The following is a 17,576-nucleotide window of genomic DNA, read 5'->3' as shown; positions in this document are numbered from 1 at the left end:
GCGCTGCGTGCCATTGCGCCGGGCTGACGAGATCCTCGATTGGCTGCTGGCACGCCAGCCGGACAACCGCATCCTTGAGAAAACCACCGGCCTGCCCTATGGGTGGGGCCTGTGGCTGCGCGCGCTGACCCCGTTGCCGCGACCGTTCCGCGCCGGCGAGGTAATCGCCGTGCTGATCGGGCGCCCGTTGCCGGGCCCGCCCGGCCGACTGCCGTCGCTGGGGTCGGTACAGGCCCTGCGCCGCCTGCTCTGGCAGGGCTGGGAACCGGCGCCGCGCGACCAGCGCTGGATGCGATGGAGTTCGGCCGGTATCAGCTTGTTGCTGCACGTGCTGTTTGCGGTGTTGCTGTTGTGGGTGGCCCTGGTGCGCCCGCCGGCTGAACCGGAACAGGGCGGCGAAGGCGAACGCATCGAAGTGTCGCTGGTCGGCCGCGGCACCCTGCAGGAGCAGGGCGGTGGCGAACCTGCCGCTGCTGCCGCGACCGCCACCGCCACCGCTGACACCGGCGCGGCGCCGGCGTCCACGCCGACCGCATCGGCATCGGCGCCACAACTGCCGTCCGAACCGACCGCCAGCGAGCCGCAGCCGGCCCCGCCCAGTGAGGTCACCCCAGCGGTGGAACAGCCGGTGCAGGCCACCGAGGTGGCGCAGGCCACGACCGATTTCGTGGTGCCGCCCACCAGCGTGGCGCGCACCGAAGTGCGCGTGGTGCCGCGCCAGCCGCAGGACATCGCGGTGCGCGAACGCAGCATCCCGCTGGTGCAGGCGCCGGCGCCGGTTGCGGCCGTACCGGCCCTGCGCCCGCTGGCCCCGGCGCTGCGCAGCCCGGAACTGGCCGTGCGCGAGCGCGAGGTCAGCGTGCCCAACGCGCCCGCCCCGACCGTGCCCGTGCCCGGCCCGCAGGTGGAGGCACGCCTGCCGCAACGCGAGCTGCAGGTGCGCGAACGCCAGATCCAGCCGGCGCCAGCGGCCACGGTGGCGGTGGCCGCCGTGCCGCAGCGGGAGATCGTGGTGCCCGGGCGCACGCCGGAGTTGTCCGTGCGCGAGCGCAGCGTGCCCAATGCCACCACGCGCCCGGCACCGCCGAGCCCGGTGCCCGCGACCGCCAGTGCCAGCACGCCCAGCCCGACCGCGACCTCGTCCACTGCACCGGCGGCGGCGCGCAGCAGTGCGCCTGCGCCTGCGGCCAAGCCCGCCGCCGACCCGGGCAACTGGGCCACGCCGACCCGCGGCGACGACTGGGGCGCGGCCAACCATCCGCAGGATGCCGACCTCAATGGCCGCGCGGTCGCGGCCATCGGCAACCGCGGCGGAAGCCTGTTCAATGCCGACGGCAGCGCGCGCGTGCCCAGCCAGGACGGCAAGGGCGCCGGCGAACGCGGCGCGCCCGGCGGCGACAAGGACGGCTGGACCAAGGAGCGCATCGCCCAGTCCGGCACCTGGCTCAAACGCCCGCCGTACAACTACACGCCCACCTCGCTGGACAAGTACTGGGCGCCGAACGAATCGTTGCTGGCCGAATGGGTGCGCAAGGGCATCAAGGCCGTGGAAATTCCCATTCCCGGAACCAACAGCAAGATTTCCTGCGTGGTGTCGATGCTGCAGTTCGGCGGCGGCTGCGGCCTGACCAACCCGAACATGCAGGACCAGCCGGCCGTGGCGCGGCCGCCGCCGGATATCCCGTTCAAGAAAGAGCTGCAGGAAGACAACGGCAGCCGCTGAGGCTGCGCCTCAGCGGCTGCCGTTGTCCGCGCATTCCAGCTTATCCCCGCGCCGTTGGCGCGCCCCCTTGAACAACAAGGGGGCTCCTGATGGATGCGTTACGGGGCTTGCAGAGCGTGTGGGGATGTTGCGCCGGTAGAGCCACGCCATGCGTGGCTGGCAGCTGCGATGACGCCGGGCCGGAGAGCAGCCACGCATGGCGTGGCTCTACCTGGTGTGGGGTGTGCCTGATCCGGCGTGGGGCTACCGGTCCACGTCCACATCGGCATCCTGCAACGCCACGAACGCCCAGAACGGTACGTTGCTTTCGCTCCAGAAGCCGCTGGCTTCGTCGAGCACGTCCAGCAGGGTGTCGAAATCGGCGGCCGCCTGGGCGCGTAGCGCGTCGGCGTCGGTGAAGAACAGCGCATAGCCGTTGGCCGGCAGCCAGGCCAGGTCGCGCAGGCTGTCGGTCAGCGCATCCCAGTTGCCGCCGAAGCCGGACGGAAAATCCAGCCGCGTGGCGATCCGCATCAGCAGCGTGCGCTTGTCCCGGCAACCGTCCAGGTCGATCTGCACCACGCGCAGGCCGGCGTCGCGCATCGCCGCCGACAGCGGCCCCACATCGTCGTTGCCGATCGCATACACGCCGGCATTGTTGATGTCGTGCAGGCCCATCTCGAATCCATCATGGTTCATTGCCAGCTCCCGGCCGGTGGAACATCGAAACTGCGGAAGGTCTCGTAGTGGTCGTCGGTATAGAACCAGCCGGTCGGCGGGGTGCCGCCGGTGACGATGCGGCGTGCGCCGCGGTTGCCGGCCCCGGGGGTGTCCACCGTGTACTCGTGGTAATAGCCGCGCGGGCGCGGCGGCAGGCGTTGTTCGCGGTTGCCGAACACGCTGCCGTCCTGGCGGTGCGGGAACGGGCCGCCGCGCTGGATCAGGGCGATGGTCTGCCGCGCCTGGGCCGGCAGGAAGGCCGGCAACGGGTCGTGCGCCGGACTGGCGCGGGCCGGTTCGGCGGCGGCCGGCTGGGTCAGCGACGGGGCGAACTGCGGCGCCGGTGGGCGCTGCAATAGTTTGGCCGCGGCCAGCCCGCCGACCAGCAGCACGATGGCGACCAACAACAGCAGGGGCTTGCGCATGGGTGGGGGCAGGGCAGCGGAGGGTGGCCACTACTCTACTGCGATTGCGACACGCGGCGATGAGGCGCAGCCGAACGCCGGCTTGGCCGCCGTGGGCGGTTATCGCGATGTCACATCGATGCAGCGGCGCCACCAGTTTTCCTTTACATCGCCCTTGGTATGCTTGGCGACCATCCCCATCATCCACAGCGCAACGCCCGGTCTTCGCCGGGTGAGTGAGCTACCAGGAGAACCACATGGCCTACACCCTGCCCAAGCTGTCCTACGCCTATGACGCGCTCGAGCCGCATATCGACGCGGCCACGATGGAAATCCACCACACCAAGCACCACCAGACCTACATCAACAACGTCAACGCGGCCCTGGAAGGCACCGAGTTCGCCGACCTGCCGATCGAAGAGCTGGTGAAGAAGACCAAGTCGCTGCCGGAAAACCTGCAGGGCCCGGTGCGCAACAACGGTGGCGGCCACGCCAACCACAGCCTGTTCTGGACGGTGATGTCGCCCAACGGCGGCGGTGCCCCGGTTGGTGAAGTCGCCAAGGCGATCGACGCCCAGCTCGGCGGCCTGGAAAAGTTCAAGAAAGCCTTCACCAAGGCCGCGCTGACCCGCTTCGGCAGCGGCTGGGCCTGGCTGAGCGTCACCCCGGACAAGAAGGTGGTGGTGGAAAGCAGCGCCAACCAGGACAGCCCGCTGATGGACGGCAACACCCCGATCCTGGCGCTGGACGTGTGGGAACACGCCTATTACCTGAAGTACCAGAACCGTCGCCCGGAATACATCGGCGCGTTCTTCAACGTGGTCGACTGGAACGAAGTCGAGCGTCGTTACCAGGAAGCGATCGCCTGATCGATCCCGCCAGGGACCGATGAAGACGGCCAGGCAGCGATGCCTGGCCGTTCTGGTTTTGGCGTTCGTTGGCGCCGTGCGCTCAGGGCGCGCTGGCCGGCAGTGCCGACTGCAGCCGCAGGGTGGCCATCACCCCCAGCCGCAGCGCGCCGGCGCCGGCCTCGCCGCCTTCGCCGGGCGGCAGCCGCAGTGCCTGCTGGCCGATCCCGTCGAAATGCTTGACCTGGAACAGCACGTCCAGCCCGTGGCCGCGCGCGCTGCCCGCTGCCGAGGGCGGGTCGACGCGTTCGCCCGGGTTCTTGCGTGCCGGCTGGAAGCCGGGCGAGCTGCGCACCAGTTCGGCGGTGTCGGCGGCGAAATCCCCGGCGATCAGCGACGGCAGGCCCTCGGCGGTGGCGCCGATCCAGGTCATCAGGTCGCTGGTCTGGTGCTGGCGCACCTGCGCCTGGTCCTGTTCCGGGCGCAGCCGCGCCACATAGATGTTGACCAGCTCTTCGCGCAGCTTGACCCGCAGCATCCCGGCCGCGCTGTACAGGCCCGGCGGGTGCAGCAGGGTCACCCCGTCCTCGCTGACCGGCAGCCGGGTCAGCATCGCGCTGCCATGGCGCAGTGCCTGGCTGGGCGGGTCGGCGGTGACGAAATCGCAGCTGTAGCGCAGCCGCGTGGCCAGCCAGCAGGCCGGGTTACGGCCCTGGGTCTGCAACACCCGCTGTACCGCGATCACATCCGGCTGCAGGCCCTGCAGCAGCTGCAGCACCTGGTCGCGCTGCTGTTGCCACTGCGCTTCGTCCTGGCTGGGCAGTTCCAGGGTGGCTACCGTCAACAGGCGCGGCTGCGGCTCGGCCGGGTGCGGCTGCGCCGGCGCGCCGGGGGCGGCCAGCAGCAACAGCAGCAGCCAACCCGGCCGACGTTCGGTGACAGCAGTCCAGAGGATGCGCATAACGATAAGTTTACGCTTTGTCCGTGGACGCTTCGTGACTTCCGACGCGATCGGCCATGTCTGCCTGCCATGCCGGGGGCGCGCTGTCACGCAGCTGTGCAGCGTGCGCTGGGGTAGCCGCTTCCGGTACCCTTGCCGCCTTCCGTATTTGCAGGACAACCCCACAGGATGAGCACGATCGCCGCCGCCAGCGCAGGCAAGGGAAAGATGCCGCGCCAGATTCCGTACATCATCGGCAATGAGGCCTGCGAGCGGTTCAGCTTTTACGGGATGCGCAACATCCTGGTGCAGTTCCTGATCACCTCGCTGTTGCTGCAGGAGATCACCGCCGAGGGCCGGGCGGGCGAGGCCAAGGACATCATGCACAGCTTCATGATCGGCGTGTACTTCTTCCCGCTGCTCGGTGGCTGGCTGGCCGACAAGTTCTTCGGCAAGTACCACACCATCCTGTGGTTCAGCCTGATCTACTGCGCCGGCCACGCCTGCCTGGCGCTGTTCGAGGACAGCCGCCAGGGCTTCTTCCTCGGCCTGGGCCTGATCGCGCTGGGCGCCGGCGGCATCAAGCCGCTGGTGGCTTCGTTCATGGGCGACCAGTTCGACCAGGGCAACAAGCACCTGGCCAAGATCGTCTTCGACGCCTTCTACTGGATCATCAACTTCGGCTCGCTGTTCGCCTCGCTGCTGATCCCGCTGGCGTTGAAGAACCTGGGCCCGCAGTGGGCCTTCGGCATCCCGGGCATCCTGATGTTCGTGGCCACCTTCGTGTTCTGGTTGGGCCGCAAGCGTTACGTGCTGGTGCCGCTGCCGCCCAAGGACCCGCATTCGTTCGGCAACGTAGTGCGCACCGCGCTGTCGGCGCAGCTGCCGGGCAAGGGCCGTCCCGGCCGCACCCTGGCCATCGCCGGCGCCGTGCTGGCGGTGGCCTCGCTGGGCCTGGTGGGCAGCCTGGGTATCGTGATCTGCCTGTGCATCGCGCTGGTGCTGGTATTGGCCGGCGTGGGCGGCGGTACCTGGATCCAGCTCGACCGGGCCCGCGCGGTGCACCCGGCCGAAGCGGTCGAGGGCGTGCGCTCGGTGCTGCGGGTGCTGGTGATTTTCGCGCTGACCACCCCGTTCTTCTCGTTGTTCGACCAGAAGGCCTCCACCTGGGTGCTGCAGGGCCAGCAGATGGCCATGCCGTCGTGGTTCACCGCCTCGCAGATGCAGGCGCTGAACCCGCTGCTGGTGATGATCCTGATCCCGTTCAACAACCTGGTGCTGTACCCGGCCCTGCGCCGCTTCGGCTTCGAGCCCACCGCGCTGCGCCGCATGACCGCCGGCATCGCCTTCAGCGGCCTGGCCTGGATCGTGGTCGGCGGCATCCAGGTGATGATGGACGGCGGCAACGTCATGTCCATCTTCTGGCAGATGCTGCCGTACGCGCTGCTCACCTTCGGTGAGGTGCTGGTCTCGGCCACCGGCCTGGAGTTCGCCTACAGCCAGGCACCGCAGGCGATGAAGGGCGTGGTGATGAGCTTCTGGAACCTGACCACCACCATCGGCAACCTGTGGGTGCTGCTGTCCAACGCGGCGGTGCGCAACGACACGGTGACCCACAACATCGCCAGTACCGGCCTGAGCGAGGCCGCGTTCCTGATGTTCTTCTTCGCCGGCTTCGCGTTCCTGGCGGCGTTGGCCTTTGGTTGGTATGCCAAGCGCTATCGTATGGTCGACAACTACCGCACCGCCTGAGCCCCGCCATGACCCCCGTCAATCTGCTGCTGATCGCCATCACCGTCCTGGTGTCGTGGATGGCATTCAACAACCGCAAGCTCGGCGACCGCCTGATCCTGTGGCCGCCGGCGCTGGACCGCCATCGCCAGTACGACCGGCTGATCACCTACGGCTTCATCCACGCCGACCTGGCGCATCTGGCCTTCAACATGATCACGCTGTTCTTCTTCGGCGGCCAGATCGAGAAGGTGATGCTGCAGCTGACCGGCAGCTACCTGACCTATCCGGCGTTCTACCTGGGGGCGCTGGTGGTGTCGATCCTGCCCAGCTACCTGAAGAACCAGAAGAACCCGAACTACCTCAGCCTGGGCGCGTCGGGTGCGGTGTCGGCGGTGTTGTTCGCCTTCATCCTGCTCAGCCCGTGGAGCGTGATCTTCGTGTTCTTCATCCCGGCACCGGCGATCATCTACGCGGTGTTCTACGTGGGCTACAGCATCTGGATGGACCGCAAGGGCGGTGACCGCATCAACCACAGCGCGCACCTGGCCGGTGCCGCGTTCGGGGTGATCTTCATGCTGGCCATGCAGCCGAGCATCTTTGCCCACTTCCTGCGTGAACTTGGCAACCCGAGCTTCCGCCCGCTGGGCTGAGCCGGTGGTGGCGTACCGACCAACGGTCGGTACCTGCCACCGCTGCCGGGGATCTGGTAGGTCACGGCCGTTGGCCGTGACCTGTCTGCCGTGGCGCCGCTGGCCGCCTATGCGGGCTTCTTGCTGTCGGTGCCGTAGGCGCTGAGCAGGCGGGCATAGACCTCGTTGTCGATCTGGTCGAATTCCCAGCCCTGGGTCTGGCCGTTCACGGCCAGCTGGAACAGGCCTTCCAGCAGCGAGCTGTCGGCATCGCCGGGGGCGGGGGAGGTGAGTGCATTGTCCATCAGGACCTCCTTGTAGAGCGCGATCGGTCAATCAGGTATCGCAAAAGCCGTGCCAGCTTTCGCGCCCTGTCCGTAACCGATATCGGCTTGAGCGGATCAGACTTTAGCCGCGCCCCAACCGGCGTCTTCGCACCGGCGCGGCCATGGCCGGGTGCGTGTCGGTGCGGGGTGGCAGCAGGCCTGCCGGTCGGGGTTGCGGCCGGATGTGACGCTGTGCGTCCAAGCTTGCCCCTGTTCAGACTTCACACGATCATGGCGCTACGCTGCGCACTATCGCGTCAGTCGCCGCAGGAGACACCGCCCATGGCTTCGGTCACCCCGCCCGGATTGGCTTACGAGGTGGAGCATGATCTTGCCAACCACCGGTTCCAGGCCCGGGTCCAGGGGCATCTGGCGCTGTTGGACTACCAGATCCAGGTCCGCCGCCGACGCAAGCACATGGTCATCACCCACACCGAAGTGCCCGAGCCGATCGCCGGCCGGGGCATTGCCGGGGAGCTGACCAAGGTGGCCCTGCGCTACGCGCGCGAACACAAATTCAAAGTGGTGCCGGCGTGTGCCTACGCCGAAGCCTTCATGCAGCGGCATGAGGAATACGACGACCTGCTGGCGGGCTGACCGCGGCCGGTCCTGCTTCAGGGACGAGAGATCAAGATGCTGGATATCCACAAGGGGATTGCAATGAACAACGTAGTAAACCGTCGCGCGCTGCGCGCCAGCGCGTTGGCACTGGCCGTGGGCCTGGTGCTGGTGGCCGGCTGCAAGCGTGACGCCGACAGCACCGCGCCGGCGCCGGCCGAAGGCACCGCCGCAACGCAGCCGGGCACCATCGAAACCCCGGCCGCGACCAGCGCGCCGGTCGAACTGCGCGATGTGATCGAGACCTCGCCGCAGGCCGTGGTCGGGATCAGCTACCCGGCCGACATCGCGCGTTACCCCGGCCTGGCCAAGGCCTTGTCCGACTACGCCGGCAGTGCCCGCGGCGAACTGCAGCAGGCCGTGGACGGGTTGGGCAACGACAAGCCGACCATGCCCTACGAGCTGTCGCTGAGCTTTGAGAAGGTGCTGGAAACCCCGCAGCTGGTAGTGGTCAGCGCCGACGGCAGCCGCTACACCGGCGGCGCCCACGGCGAGCCGCTGGTGGCCCGCTTCGTCTGGCTGCCCGAGCAGCAGCAGATGCTCACCGCCGACAAGCTGGTGGCCGATGCCAAGGGCTGGAAGGCGGTCAGCGACTACGTGGCCGACCAGCTGCGCGAGCGCGTGGCCACCCGCCTGAGCAGCGAAGACATGGACCCGGGCCAGCTGCAGGAATCGCTGCGCAGTGCCAGCCGGATGATTGCCGACGGCACCGAGCCCAGCGCCGACAACTTCCGCCAGTTCCAGCCGCTGACCGGGGCCGACGGCAAGATCAGCGCGGTGCGCTTCGTGTTTCCGCCCTACCAGGTAGGGCCGTACTCCGATGGCACCCAGACCGTGGATGTTCCGGCCAGCGTGCTGGCACCGCATGTCGGTGCGCCGTACGCAGGCCTGTTCGCCGCCGGTTGAGCGGGGGAGGCGGGGTGGACGCGGGACTGCAACGGCGGGTAACCGAATTGCTGCAGGAAGCAGGGGTCGCCGTGGGCGGCGACCGCCCGCACGACATCCAGGTGCATGACCCGCGGTTCTACACGCGGGTCATGGCCCAGGGCTCGCTGGGCCTGGGCGAAAGCTACATGGATGGCCAGTGGGATGCCGCCGCGCTGGATGACTTCCTGTTCCACCTGATGCAGGCCCACCTGGACGAGCGCGTCCATGGCTGGCGCGAGCTGGCCGACGCGCTCAAGGCGCGGCTGTTCAACCTGCAGGCCGGCGCCGGCAGCTTGGAGGTGGGCAAGCGCCACTACGACCTGGGCAACGACCTCTACCAGGCCATGCTCGGCCAGCGCCTGGTCTACAGCTGCGGCTACTGGGCGCACGCTTCCAACCTGGATACCGCCCAGGCCGCCAAGCTCGACCTGATCTGCCGCAAGCTCGGGCTGCGCCCGGGCCAGCGCGTGCTCGACATCGGCTGCGGCTGGGGCGAGGCGCTGAAGTTCGCCGCCGAACGCTACGGCGTTTCGGGGGTGGGCATCACCATTTCCCAGGAACAGGCCGACTACGCCCGCCGGTTGTGCGCCGGCCTGCCGATCGAGATCCGCCTGCAGGACTACCACGACGTCGATGAAACCTTCGATGCGATCCTGTCGGTGGGCATGTTCGAGCACGTCGGCGACAAGAATTACCGCAGTTATTTCGAGGTGGTCCGGCGCTGCCTGCACCCGCACGGCCTGTTCCTGCTGCACAGCATCGGCAGCAACCTCTCGCGCCACCGCACCGACCCGTGGATCGCGCGCTACATCTTCCCCAACTCGATGCTGCCCTCGGCCGCGCAGATCACCGCGGCCTTCGAAGGATTGTTCGTGCTGGAGGACTGGCACAACTTCGGCACCGACTACGACCGCACCCTGCAGGCCTGGCGCGCGAACGTGGAAGCAGCCTGGCACCGCCTGGACCCGCAGCGTTACGACGAACGCTTCAAGCGCATGTGGCGTCTCTACCTGGCCGGCGCCATGGCCAGCTTCCGCTGCCGGCATGCGCAGCTGTGGCAGCTGGTACTGTCCCCGCAGGGCGTGCCGGGCGGGTATATCACGCCGCGCTGATGCGGCAGCTGCAAATGCAACCGCAACCGCAACTTCGACTGCGACCGCATTGGTAGGGGCGCACCCCGGTCGACTGCACGGACATTGCCCACATCCGGTAGGGGCATGGAAATCATCGAGGCCGGCTCGGCAGAATGATTCCGCTACCCCACCATCGGCTACGCTCCCACCATGGAAGAACCGCCCACCGCCGTACACTCCGCACTAGACGCCGCCCGGCGCCACGTCGACGCCGCCTTCAACGGCACCGCCAACGCCGACCTTGCACTGTGCAATGCATGGACCATCCTGCAGCACGCCCTCGTCAACGAACCCACCAGCATCCCGCTGCTGACCTGCCAGGGCGCCGTGGCCTGCGACCAGGGCGACTACGCTGGCGCACGCCTACTGCTGGAGCGGGCACTGGCCTTGGGCAGCAGCGATGGAAATACGGCGTTCAATCTGGGGGTGGCGTTGTTCAATACTGGCGAAACCACACTGGCAAGAAGGCAGTTCTCTCGGGCGAGCACGCAGTCCGCCGATCCGCAGACTTGGGCGGCCTATTTCGATCCGCAGGCAGGCTGAAAGCGCCGATTGAGATCGTCGCCGAATCGGTATCCACGGCTGGCCAGGTAGGGTCGGTTTCCAAACGACTGCCGATACCGCTGATCGGCGCGACGAACGCATAGCTTCGATCGAGGAAGGCGGTGACCTCACCACACGGCAAAGTCGTCGTCTCCGGCTCGGGTCATGCCCATCATCGGCCGGGGATCAGCACGTGCAGTCGTCCGGGGAGCGACCCTACCAGCGGGCGGGTATGCGGCGGCGTTGAGGCTCACGGCAGGAGGGCACCCCATAAAAAACCGCCCGGCATTGCCGGGCGGTCTGGGTTCAACCCGCGTCGCCGGAGCGCGCGTTACTTCTTGCCATCCCCACCGCTCAACCCACGCTTCTCCAGCAGCGGTTCAATCTGCGGCTCATGCCCGGCGAAGGTGCGGAACAGTTCCATCGCATCCACGCTGCCGCCCTTGGACAGCAGGGTGGCGCGGAAATGGTCGCCGTTCTTGCGGCTCAGGCCGCCGTTTTCGCGGAACCACTTCTGGGTGTTGGCGTCGAGCACTTCGGACCAGATGTAGGCGTAGTAGCCGGCCGAGTAGCCGCCCATGATGTGGCTGAAGTACGGGGTCTTGTAGCGCGGCGGGACCGGTGCGTAGTAGATGCCGTCCTTCTCCAGCGCGGCGCGCTCGAAGGCCATCACGTCCTTGGCGGCCGGCACCTGGTCGGCGCCGATCTGGTGCCAGCGCTGGTCCAGCATCGCCGCGCCCAGGTACTCGGTGGTGGCAAAGCCCTGGTTGAACTTGGCCGCTGCAATCACCTTGTCCAGCAGCGCCTGCGGCATCGCGGTGCCGTTCTGGTAGTGCTTGGCGTAGTTCTTCAGGATGGCCGGGTTGTCCGACCACATTTCGTTGACCTGCGAGGGGAACTCGACGAAGTCGCGCGGCACGGCGGTGCCGGAGAAGTAGGGGTACTTCACGTTGGAGAACATGCCGTGCAGGGCATGGCCGAACTCGTGGAAGGTGGTGGTCACTTCATCCCAGGTCAGCAGCGAAGGCTTGCCGGCCGGCGGCTTGGGGATGTTGAGGTGGTTGGCCACCACCGGCTTGAAGCCGGTCAGCGCGGACTGGGACACATACGAATTCATCCAGGCGCCACCGCGCTTGGAGGCGCGTGCGTAGGGGTCGAAGATGAAGATGGCCAGCTGGCTGCCGTCGGCGTCGAACACGTCGTAGACGGTGACGTCTTCGTGATAGGTCGGCAGGTCGGTGCGCTGCTTGAAGGTCAGGCCGTATTCCTGGTTGGCGGCGTAGAAGACGCCGTTTTCCAGCACGTTCTTCAGCTCGAAGTAGGGCTTGAGCTGGGATTCGTCGAAGTTGTACTTGGCCTGGCGAACCTTCTCGCTGTAGAAGGCCCAGTCCCAGGCTTCGAGCTGGAAGGTGGGCTTGCCGGCGGCCTTCTGCTCCTGGTCGATCATGGCCTGCAGGTCGGCCGCTTCGCGCTTGGCGTTGGCCACCGCGGCCGGGGCGAGCTGGCCAAGCATGGCGTTGACCGCTTCAGGGGTCTTGGCGGTCTGGTTGGTCAGGTTGTAGGCGGCGAAGTTGGCAAAGCCCATCAGCTTGGCCTTGTCGGCGCGCAGCTGCATGATGCGCGAGACCAGGGCGGTGTTGTCGAACTCGCCGCCGCGGCTGCCGCGGGTGATGGAGGCTTCGTAGATCTTCTGGCGCAGCTCGCGGTTGGCCAGGTTGGTCAGCGGCGGCTGGCCGGTGGTGTTGAGCAGGGCGATGACGTACTTGCCGTCGAGCTTGCGCGCCTTGGCCGCTTCGGCGGCGGCGGCGATCTGTTCGGCCGACAGGCCGTCGAGCTGCTTGACGTCATCGACGACCACAGCCGAGGCGTTCACTTCGTTCTGCACGTTCTGGCTGAACTTGGTGCCCAGGTTGGCCAGTTCGGCGTTCATTGCCTTGAGCTTGGTCTTGTCGGCGTCGTTGAGCTTGGCGCCGGCGCGCACGTAGCTGTCGTAGTACTTCTCGACCAGGCGCACGCCTTCGGCGTCCAGGCCCAGCTGGGCACGGGTGTCATACAGGGTCTGGATGCGGGCGAACAGCTTGCCGTTCAGGGCGATGGCATCGCTGTGGGCGGCGAACCTGGCCGAGTAGTCGGCCTGCAGTTTCTTGCGGGTGTCGTTGGTGTCGGCGCCGACCAGGCTGAAGAACACGGTGGTGGCGCGGTCCAGGGTGTCACCGCTCTTTTCCAGGGCGATGAGGGTGTTGTCGAAGGTGGGCTTGGCCTTGTTGTTGGCGATGGCCTCCACTTCCTTGAGCTGCTGGGCCATGCCGGCGTCGAAGGCGGGGGCGAAGTCGCTGTCCTTGATCTTGTCGAACTGCGGGTAGTGCAGCGGCAGGGGGCTGTCGGCGAAGAACGGGTTGGCCTGCTGGGCGTTGGCGGCGGCGGGGGCTGCGGCGACGGCAGAATAGGCAGGCAGGGCAAGGCCGAGGGTCACGGCGACGGCAAGGGCAAGGCGGGTGGTCAAGGGGAATTCTCCGGTCAGACAAGTGCCCGAGGTTAACCCGGGGCGGTTGGCCTGGGCTTGTGTCGAAAGGCATGTTGAAAGCGTGGAGCGTAAGGCGCGGTTGGTCTGGAGCGTGGCGCAAGGTGGCTGGGGGGCCGCGGGGCACGCTGTGAATACATCCCTGTAAGCTCGTGGGCGCCATCCATGGCGCCCAACGGCCCCGCGGCCCCCCAGCCACCTCGCGCGCCCCACATCGCGACGTCTCATTGTGAGCACTAGCCTCTCGTCCGGCGGGGAGGGTGGTGCCGGCCGCTGGCCGGCTCTCCATGAACTCCTCCGCGTCAGCGCCACCCCACGGCCGGGTACCCGTTGCCCCGTTCATCCCCACCACGGCGCTAAGATGCTTTTTTGCGCAGGAGCTCGGCCATGACCACCGCCTTTGATTTCTCGTTCGTGGACCTCAGCGGCCAGCCGCAGGCGCTGGAGCAGTACCGGGGCAAGGTGCTGTTGCTGGTCAACGTGGCCAGCAAATGCGGCTTCACCCCACAGTACGAAGGGCTGGAGGCGCTGTGGCGGGACTACGCGGCGCGCGGGCTGGTGGTGATCGGGTTCCCGTGCGACCAGTTCGGCCACCAGGAGCCGGGCAACGCCGAGGAGATCGGCAGTTTCTGTTCGCTGACCTACGCGGTGGATTTCCCGCTGTCGGACAAGGTCGAGGTCAACGGCGAGGGCGCCCATCCGCTGTGGCAGTGGCTGAAGGCGGAAAAATCCGGGGTGCTGGGCACGCGCGGGATCAAGTGGAACTTCAGCAAGTTCCTGGTCGGCCGCGACGGGCAGGTGCTGCAGCGCTATGCGCCGACCGACAAGCCCGAGTCGCTGCGCGGCGACATCGAGGCGGCGCTGGCGTAACGCCAGGTTATGCCCGGCTCCCCTGGATCACCGGATTGCCAAACGTCCCAGCCACGCATGGCGTGGCTCTACCGCGGCGGTGGGGTCAGCCGCCGGCCTGGCGGTTGCGTACTTCCTCGGGCAGCAGGGCCAGGATGTCGGCGACGATTTCGGGCAGGCTTTCTTCGCTGTAGCCGCGATGCACGCGGGCGATGCTGCCGTCGTGACCGATGATGAACATATGCGGGATGGTCTTGATGCCGTACTGCTCGCTGACCACGCCCTTGGCGTCGTGGAGGTAGTCCAGCGGAGGGGCGGAACGGCTGCGGGCGATGGCGTTGAAATCGGCGCGCGGTTCCTTGAGGTTGACCGCGTAGACCTGCAGGGCATCGTGACCGATCAGCTGCTGCAGGCGGCCGAGTACCGGCAGTTCCTTGCGGCACGGGCCGCACCAGGAGGCCCAGAAGGTGACGATGACGATCTTGCCGCGCTGGCTGCCCAGGTCGACCACATCACCCTTGCGGTCCTTGCCCAGGACCTGCGGCGGGATATCGCCGGCCTTCGGTGACGGGGTGGCCGGCGCTGCGGCGTTGGCGGCCAGGCCCACGGCAAGCAGCAGGTAGGCGAGGGCGGGGCGGATCTTCCTGATCATCGGCGCGGTTCCGGAGGAGCCGGGCGAGATGCCGGGCTGGGGCGGAATATAGCCGATGCCTGGCCGGGCTGGGGCACTGCCGTCGGCCGTGAAAAGCGTCCGACCCTGGGTTGGACCTACCGCTGATTAATCGCTGCGCACGCGCCCAACGGCCGGGGCGACCCTGGCCGATCGCAGTTGGCCGGAGCCGCTCGACGGCCGGCAGCGCCGGCCGCCGCTTATTTTTCGACGAAGGCGCGTTCGAACACGTAGTGGCCCGGGGTGCCGATGCGCGGGGAGGTCTGGAAGCCGCGGCTGTCCAGCACGGTGCGCAGGTCGGCCAGCATCTGCGGGCTGCCGCAGATCATGGCGCGGTCGTGCTCGGGGTCCAGCGGCGGCAGGCCGAGGGTCTTCTGCATTTCGCCGCTTTCCATCAGCGAGGTCAGGCGGCCCTGGTTGGGGAACGCCTCGCGGGTGACGGCCGGGTAGTACAGCAGTTTGTCGCCGATCAGTTCGCCGAGGAATTCGTGCTCGCGCAGTTCCTTTTCGAACAGCTCGCGGTAGGCCAAGTCCTTTTCGTACCGCACGCCGTGGGTGAGGATCACCTTGTCGAAGCGTTCGTAGGTTTCCGGGTCCTTGATCACTGACAGCCACGGTGCCAGCCCGGTGCCGGTGCCGAGCAGGTACAGGTGCTTGCCCGGGTGCAGGTCGCTGATCAGCAGGGTGCCGGTGGGCTTCTTGCCGACCAGTACCTTGTCGCCGGGCTGGATGTGCTGCAGGCGCGAGGTCAGCGGGCCGTCCTGCACCTTGATGCTGAAGAACTCCAGGTTCTCTTCCCAGTTGGCGCTGGCGATGGAGTACGCGCGCAGCAGCGGCCGCGTTTCGGTTTCCAGGCCGATCATCACGAACTGGCCGTTCTCGAAGCGGAAGCCGCTGTCGCGGGTCGTGGTGAAGCTGAAGTAGGCGTCGGTCCAGTGACGGACCTCAAGCACCGTTTCGGCGCCGAAAGCGGAAGACATGGGGGTGGGGTCTGATCTGTTTTGTCCCGGCCAGTTTATCCCAAATGAGATAAATTCTCATTGACTGGCCGGAAAGCCTTGCGGAATGGGGGTTTCAGCGGTAGCCGGCAGCCTGCAGCTCGAACAGTTCGGCATAGCGGCCGCCCTGGGCGATCAGCTCGGCATGGGTGCCGCTGGCCTCGATCCGCCCGCCGGCCAGCACCAGGATGCGGTCGGCCATGCGTACCGAGGAGAAGCGGTGCGAGATCAGCACGGCGGTGCGGTTGTCGGACAGTTCCTTGAACCGCTGGAACACTTCGAATTCGCTGCGCGCGTCCAGGGCGGCGGTGGGTTCGTCGAGGATCATCACCTGCGCATCGCGCATGTAGGCACGTGCGATGGCGATCTTCTGCCACTGCCCGCCGGACAGGTCCACGCCCTGCTTGAAGCGGCGGCCGATTAGCTGGTCGTAGCCGTTGGGCAGGGCGTTGATGACCTCGTCGGCCATGCCGCGGCGGGCGGCATCGCGGATGCGCGCGTCATCGGTCATCGCCTCCACTAGGCCCACGCCGATGTTCTCGCCGGCGCTGAGGTTGTAGCGCACGAAATCCTGGAAGATCACCCCCATGTTGGCGCGCAGGTCGTCCAGGTCGTAGTCGCGCAGGTCGCGGCCGTCGAGCAGGATGCGGCCTTCGTCGGGGTCGTACAGGCGCGCCAGCAGCTTGACCAGGGTGGTCTTGCCGGCGCCGTTTTCGCCGACCAGGGCCAGGACTTCACCGGCGCGCAGCTCGAAGTCCAGGTGCCGCACCGCCCAGTGTTCCGCATCGGGGTAGCGGAAGCCGACGTTGTCGAACACGAAGCCGCGCGTGATCGGCTGCGGGATCGGCACCGCGTCGGTACGCGAGTGGATTTCCGGCTGGATCTGGAAGAACGAGAACAGGTCGTCCAGGTACAGCGCCTGCCCGGCCACCTGCGAGAAGCCGATCAACAGGCCTTCCAGCAGCTGGCGCAGGCGCAGGAAGCTGCCGGCCAGGAAGGTCAGGTCGCCGATCGAGAAATCGCCGCGCACCGTGCGCCAGGCGATGTAGGCATAGGCGGTGTAGTAGCCCAGCGTGCCCAGGGCGGCCAGCAGCGTGCCCCAGAACGCGCGTTTGCGCGCCAGTGCGCGGTTGGCATGGAAGAACTTGTCGGCCAGGTATTTGTACCGCTCGATCAGGAAGCGATGCAGGTTGAAGATCTTCACTTCCTTGGCGGTTTCCACGCTGGCCCCGATCTGGCGCAGGTAGTCCAGCTGGCGGCGCTCGGGGGTCCACTGGAAATTGAGCGAGTAACCGGCCGCGTTGAAGTGCGATTCGCCGATGAACGCCGGCACCAGCGCTATCGCCAGCAGCAGGATCAGCCACGGTGCATAGACCAGCAGGCCCACCGCCAGGCTGGCCACGGTGATGGCGTCCTGCACCTGGCCGAACAGCTGGCTCATCAGGTTCATCCGGCCCATGGTCTGGCGCCGCGCGCGGTCCAGCTTGTCCTGCAGGTCGGGGTCTTCGAAGTCTTCCAGGTCCAGCTCGGCGGCGTGTTCCATCAGCCGCACGCTGGTGACGTTGGTGAACAGCTCCGAGAGCAGGCTGTCGGCGTAGTTGACCGCCCGGCCGAGCAGGTCGGACACGATCGCCAGGCCGAACTCCAGCGCCAGCAGGCCCAGCAGCGGGTTGAGCAGGCCGCTGGACAGCGCCTGGCCGAACGGCGGGAAGCCGGCCTCGTGCTGGCTCAACTGCAGCGCGGCATCGATGATCAGCTTGCCCACGTACAGCATCGCCACCGGCAACAACGCGCGGATCAGGCGCAGGCCGAGGCTGGCGCTGGCCAGCGCGGGGCTGGTCTGCCAGACCTGGCGCAGGAACGGCGGCAGGTTGCGCATCGCCTGGAAGCGTTCGCGCAGGCTGGGATTTTTCTGGCCGGTAGCGCCGGCGGCGGGGGAGGCGGGCATGCCGCCATTGTGCGCGCCCGCGCCGTGGCGGAGGGATGAATACCTTGCACGCGACACCGCCATCGT

General features: G+C 67.4%; 17 protein-coding genes. 9 read left to right on the top strand and 8 right to left on the bottom strand.

Features of this window, described 5'->3' with window-relative positions; genetic code table 11:
- Positions 1-7: 7 nt before the first annotated feature.
- Positions 8-1,723: a hypothetical protein gene (locus AC3ITM_RS12140; protein ID WP_489265294.1), complete on the top strand. Its 1,716-nt coding sequence runs from the start codon at positions 8-10 to the stop codon at positions 1,721-1,723.
- Between the two features lie 243 nt (positions 1,724-1,966).
- On the opposite strand, the gene AC3ITM_RS12135 is transcribed toward AC3ITM_RS12140, so the two are convergent.
- Positions 1,967-2,401, bottom strand: coding sequence for a barstar family protein (locus tag AC3ITM_RS12135; protein ID WP_489265292.1), 435 nt, complete (start codon positions 2,399-2,401; stop codon positions 1,967-1,969).
- Complete coding sequence (locus AC3ITM_RS12130) at positions 2,398-2,847, bottom strand: guanyl-specific ribonuclease (RefSeq protein WP_489265291.1); 450 nt, start codon at positions 2,845-2,847, stop codon at positions 2,398-2,400. The genes AC3ITM_RS12135 and AC3ITM_RS12130 overlap by 4 nt, the downstream gene beginning before the upstream one ends.
- A gap of 236 nt (positions 2,848-3,083) precedes the next feature.
- On the opposite strand from AC3ITM_RS12130, the gene AC3ITM_RS12125 reads away from it, so the two are divergent.
- Positions 3,084-3,695, top strand: a complete 612-nt coding sequence (locus tag AC3ITM_RS12125; protein ID WP_489265290.1) for a superoxide dismutase — start codon at positions 3,084-3,086, stop codon at positions 3,693-3,695.
- 82 nt (positions 3,696-3,777) lie between these two features.
- Here AC3ITM_RS12125 and AC3ITM_RS12120 read toward each other — a convergent pair whose 3' ends face one another.
- Positions 3,778-4,635, bottom strand: a complete 858-nt coding sequence (locus AC3ITM_RS12120) for an endonuclease/exonuclease/phosphatase family protein (RefSeq protein WP_489265288.1) — start codon at positions 4,633-4,635, stop codon at positions 3,778-3,780.
- Positions 4,636-4,803: 168 nt separating this feature from the next.
- Here AC3ITM_RS12120 and AC3ITM_RS12115 point away from each other — a divergent pair, with 168 nt between their 5' ends.
- Complete coding sequence (locus AC3ITM_RS12115) at positions 4,804-6,366, top strand: POT-type proton-dependent oligopeptide transporter (RefSeq protein WP_489265286.1); 1,563 nt, start codon at positions 4,804-4,806, stop codon at positions 6,364-6,366.
- 8 nt (positions 6,367-6,374) lie between these two features.
- Positions 6,375-6,998: a rhomboid family intramembrane serine protease gene (locus AC3ITM_RS12110; protein ID WP_228886854.1), complete on the top strand. Its 624-nt coding sequence runs from the start codon at positions 6,375-6,377 to the stop codon at positions 6,996-6,998.
- 107 nt (positions 6,999-7,105) lie between these two features.
- Here the strand turns inward: AC3ITM_RS12110 and AC3ITM_RS12105 are convergent, their stop codons facing one another.
- Positions 7,106-7,282 (bottom strand): hypothetical protein, encoded by a 177-nt coding sequence (locus AC3ITM_RS12105; protein WP_228886855.1) that lies wholly within the window; start codon positions 7,280-7,282, stop codon positions 7,106-7,108.
- Between the two features lie 303 nt (positions 7,283-7,585).
- Between AC3ITM_RS12105 and AC3ITM_RS12100 the strand changes: the two genes are divergently transcribed.
- From AC3ITM_RS12100 to AC3ITM_RS12085, 4 genes are all read left to right on the top strand, one after another.
- Positions 7,586-7,900 carry a GNAT family N-acetyltransferase gene (locus AC3ITM_RS12100; protein ID WP_228886856.1) on the top strand — a complete coding sequence of 105 codons (315 nt, stop codon included), beginning with the start codon at positions 7,586-7,588 and terminating at the stop codon, positions 7,898-7,900.
- Between the two features lie 63 nt (positions 7,901-7,963).
- Entirely contained in the window at positions 7,964-8,827 is an 864-nt protein-coding gene (locus tag AC3ITM_RS12095) for a DUF3298 and DUF4163 domain-containing protein (protein WP_228886857.1), read from the top strand.
- A 14-nt stretch (positions 8,828-8,841) separates the two neighbouring features.
- A complete protein-coding gene (cfa, locus tag AC3ITM_RS12090) occupies positions 8,842-9,960 on the top strand; it encodes a cyclopropane fatty acyl phospholipid synthase (RefSeq protein WP_489265283.1) in 1,119 nt (372 codons plus the stop codon).
- Positions 9,961-10,131: 171 nt separating this feature from the next.
- Positions 10,132-10,524 carry a tetratricopeptide repeat protein gene (locus AC3ITM_RS12085; protein ID WP_489265282.1) on the top strand — a complete coding sequence of 131 codons (393 nt, stop codon included), beginning with the start codon at positions 10,132-10,134 and terminating at the stop codon, positions 10,522-10,524.
- Between the two features lie 331 nt (positions 10,525-10,855).
- On the opposite strand, the gene AC3ITM_RS12080 is transcribed toward AC3ITM_RS12085, so the two are convergent.
- Positions 10,856-13,027 (bottom strand): M3 family metallopeptidase, encoded by a 2,172-nt coding sequence (locus AC3ITM_RS12080; RefSeq protein WP_489265280.1) that lies wholly within the window; start codon positions 13,025-13,027, stop codon positions 10,856-10,858.
- Between the two features lie 405 nt (positions 13,028-13,432).
- On the opposite strand from AC3ITM_RS12080, the gene AC3ITM_RS12075 reads away from it, so the two are divergent.
- Positions 13,433-13,915 carry a glutathione peroxidase gene (locus AC3ITM_RS12075; RefSeq protein ID WP_489265278.1) on the top strand — a complete coding sequence of 161 codons (483 nt, stop codon included), beginning with the start codon at positions 13,433-13,435 and terminating at the stop codon, positions 13,913-13,915.
- Between the two features lie 85 nt (positions 13,916-14,000).
- Here the strand turns inward: AC3ITM_RS12075 and AC3ITM_RS12070 are convergent, their stop codons facing one another.
- The 3 genes from AC3ITM_RS12070 to AC3ITM_RS12060 all read right to left on the bottom strand — a co-directional run bounded on the left by AC3ITM_RS12070 (position 14,001) and on the right by AC3ITM_RS12060 (position 17,510).
- Positions 14,001-14,546: a TlpA family protein disulfide reductase gene (locus AC3ITM_RS12070; RefSeq protein WP_489265276.1), complete on the bottom strand. Its 546-nt coding sequence runs from the start codon at positions 14,544-14,546 to the stop codon at positions 14,001-14,003.
- 218 nt (positions 14,547-14,764) lie between these two features.
- Positions 14,765-15,544 carry a ferredoxin--NADP reductase gene (locus AC3ITM_RS12065; RefSeq protein ID WP_489265274.1) on the bottom strand — a complete coding sequence of 260 codons (780 nt, stop codon included), beginning with the start codon at positions 15,542-15,544 and terminating at the stop codon, positions 14,765-14,767.
- A gap of 94 nt (positions 15,545-15,638) precedes the next feature.
- Positions 15,639-17,510 carry an ABC transporter ATP-binding protein gene (locus AC3ITM_RS12060; RefSeq protein WP_489265273.1) on the bottom strand — a complete coding sequence of 624 codons (1,872 nt, stop codon included), beginning with the start codon at positions 17,508-17,510 and terminating at the stop codon, positions 15,639-15,641.
- Positions 17,511-17,576 lie beyond the last annotated feature (66 nt).

This window comes from Stenotrophomonas sp. KH_029 (genome assembly GCF_057839765.1).
The sequence above is the reverse complement of the archived record's forward strand: the minus strand, read 5'-3'. Positions and strand labels throughout refer to the sequence as shown.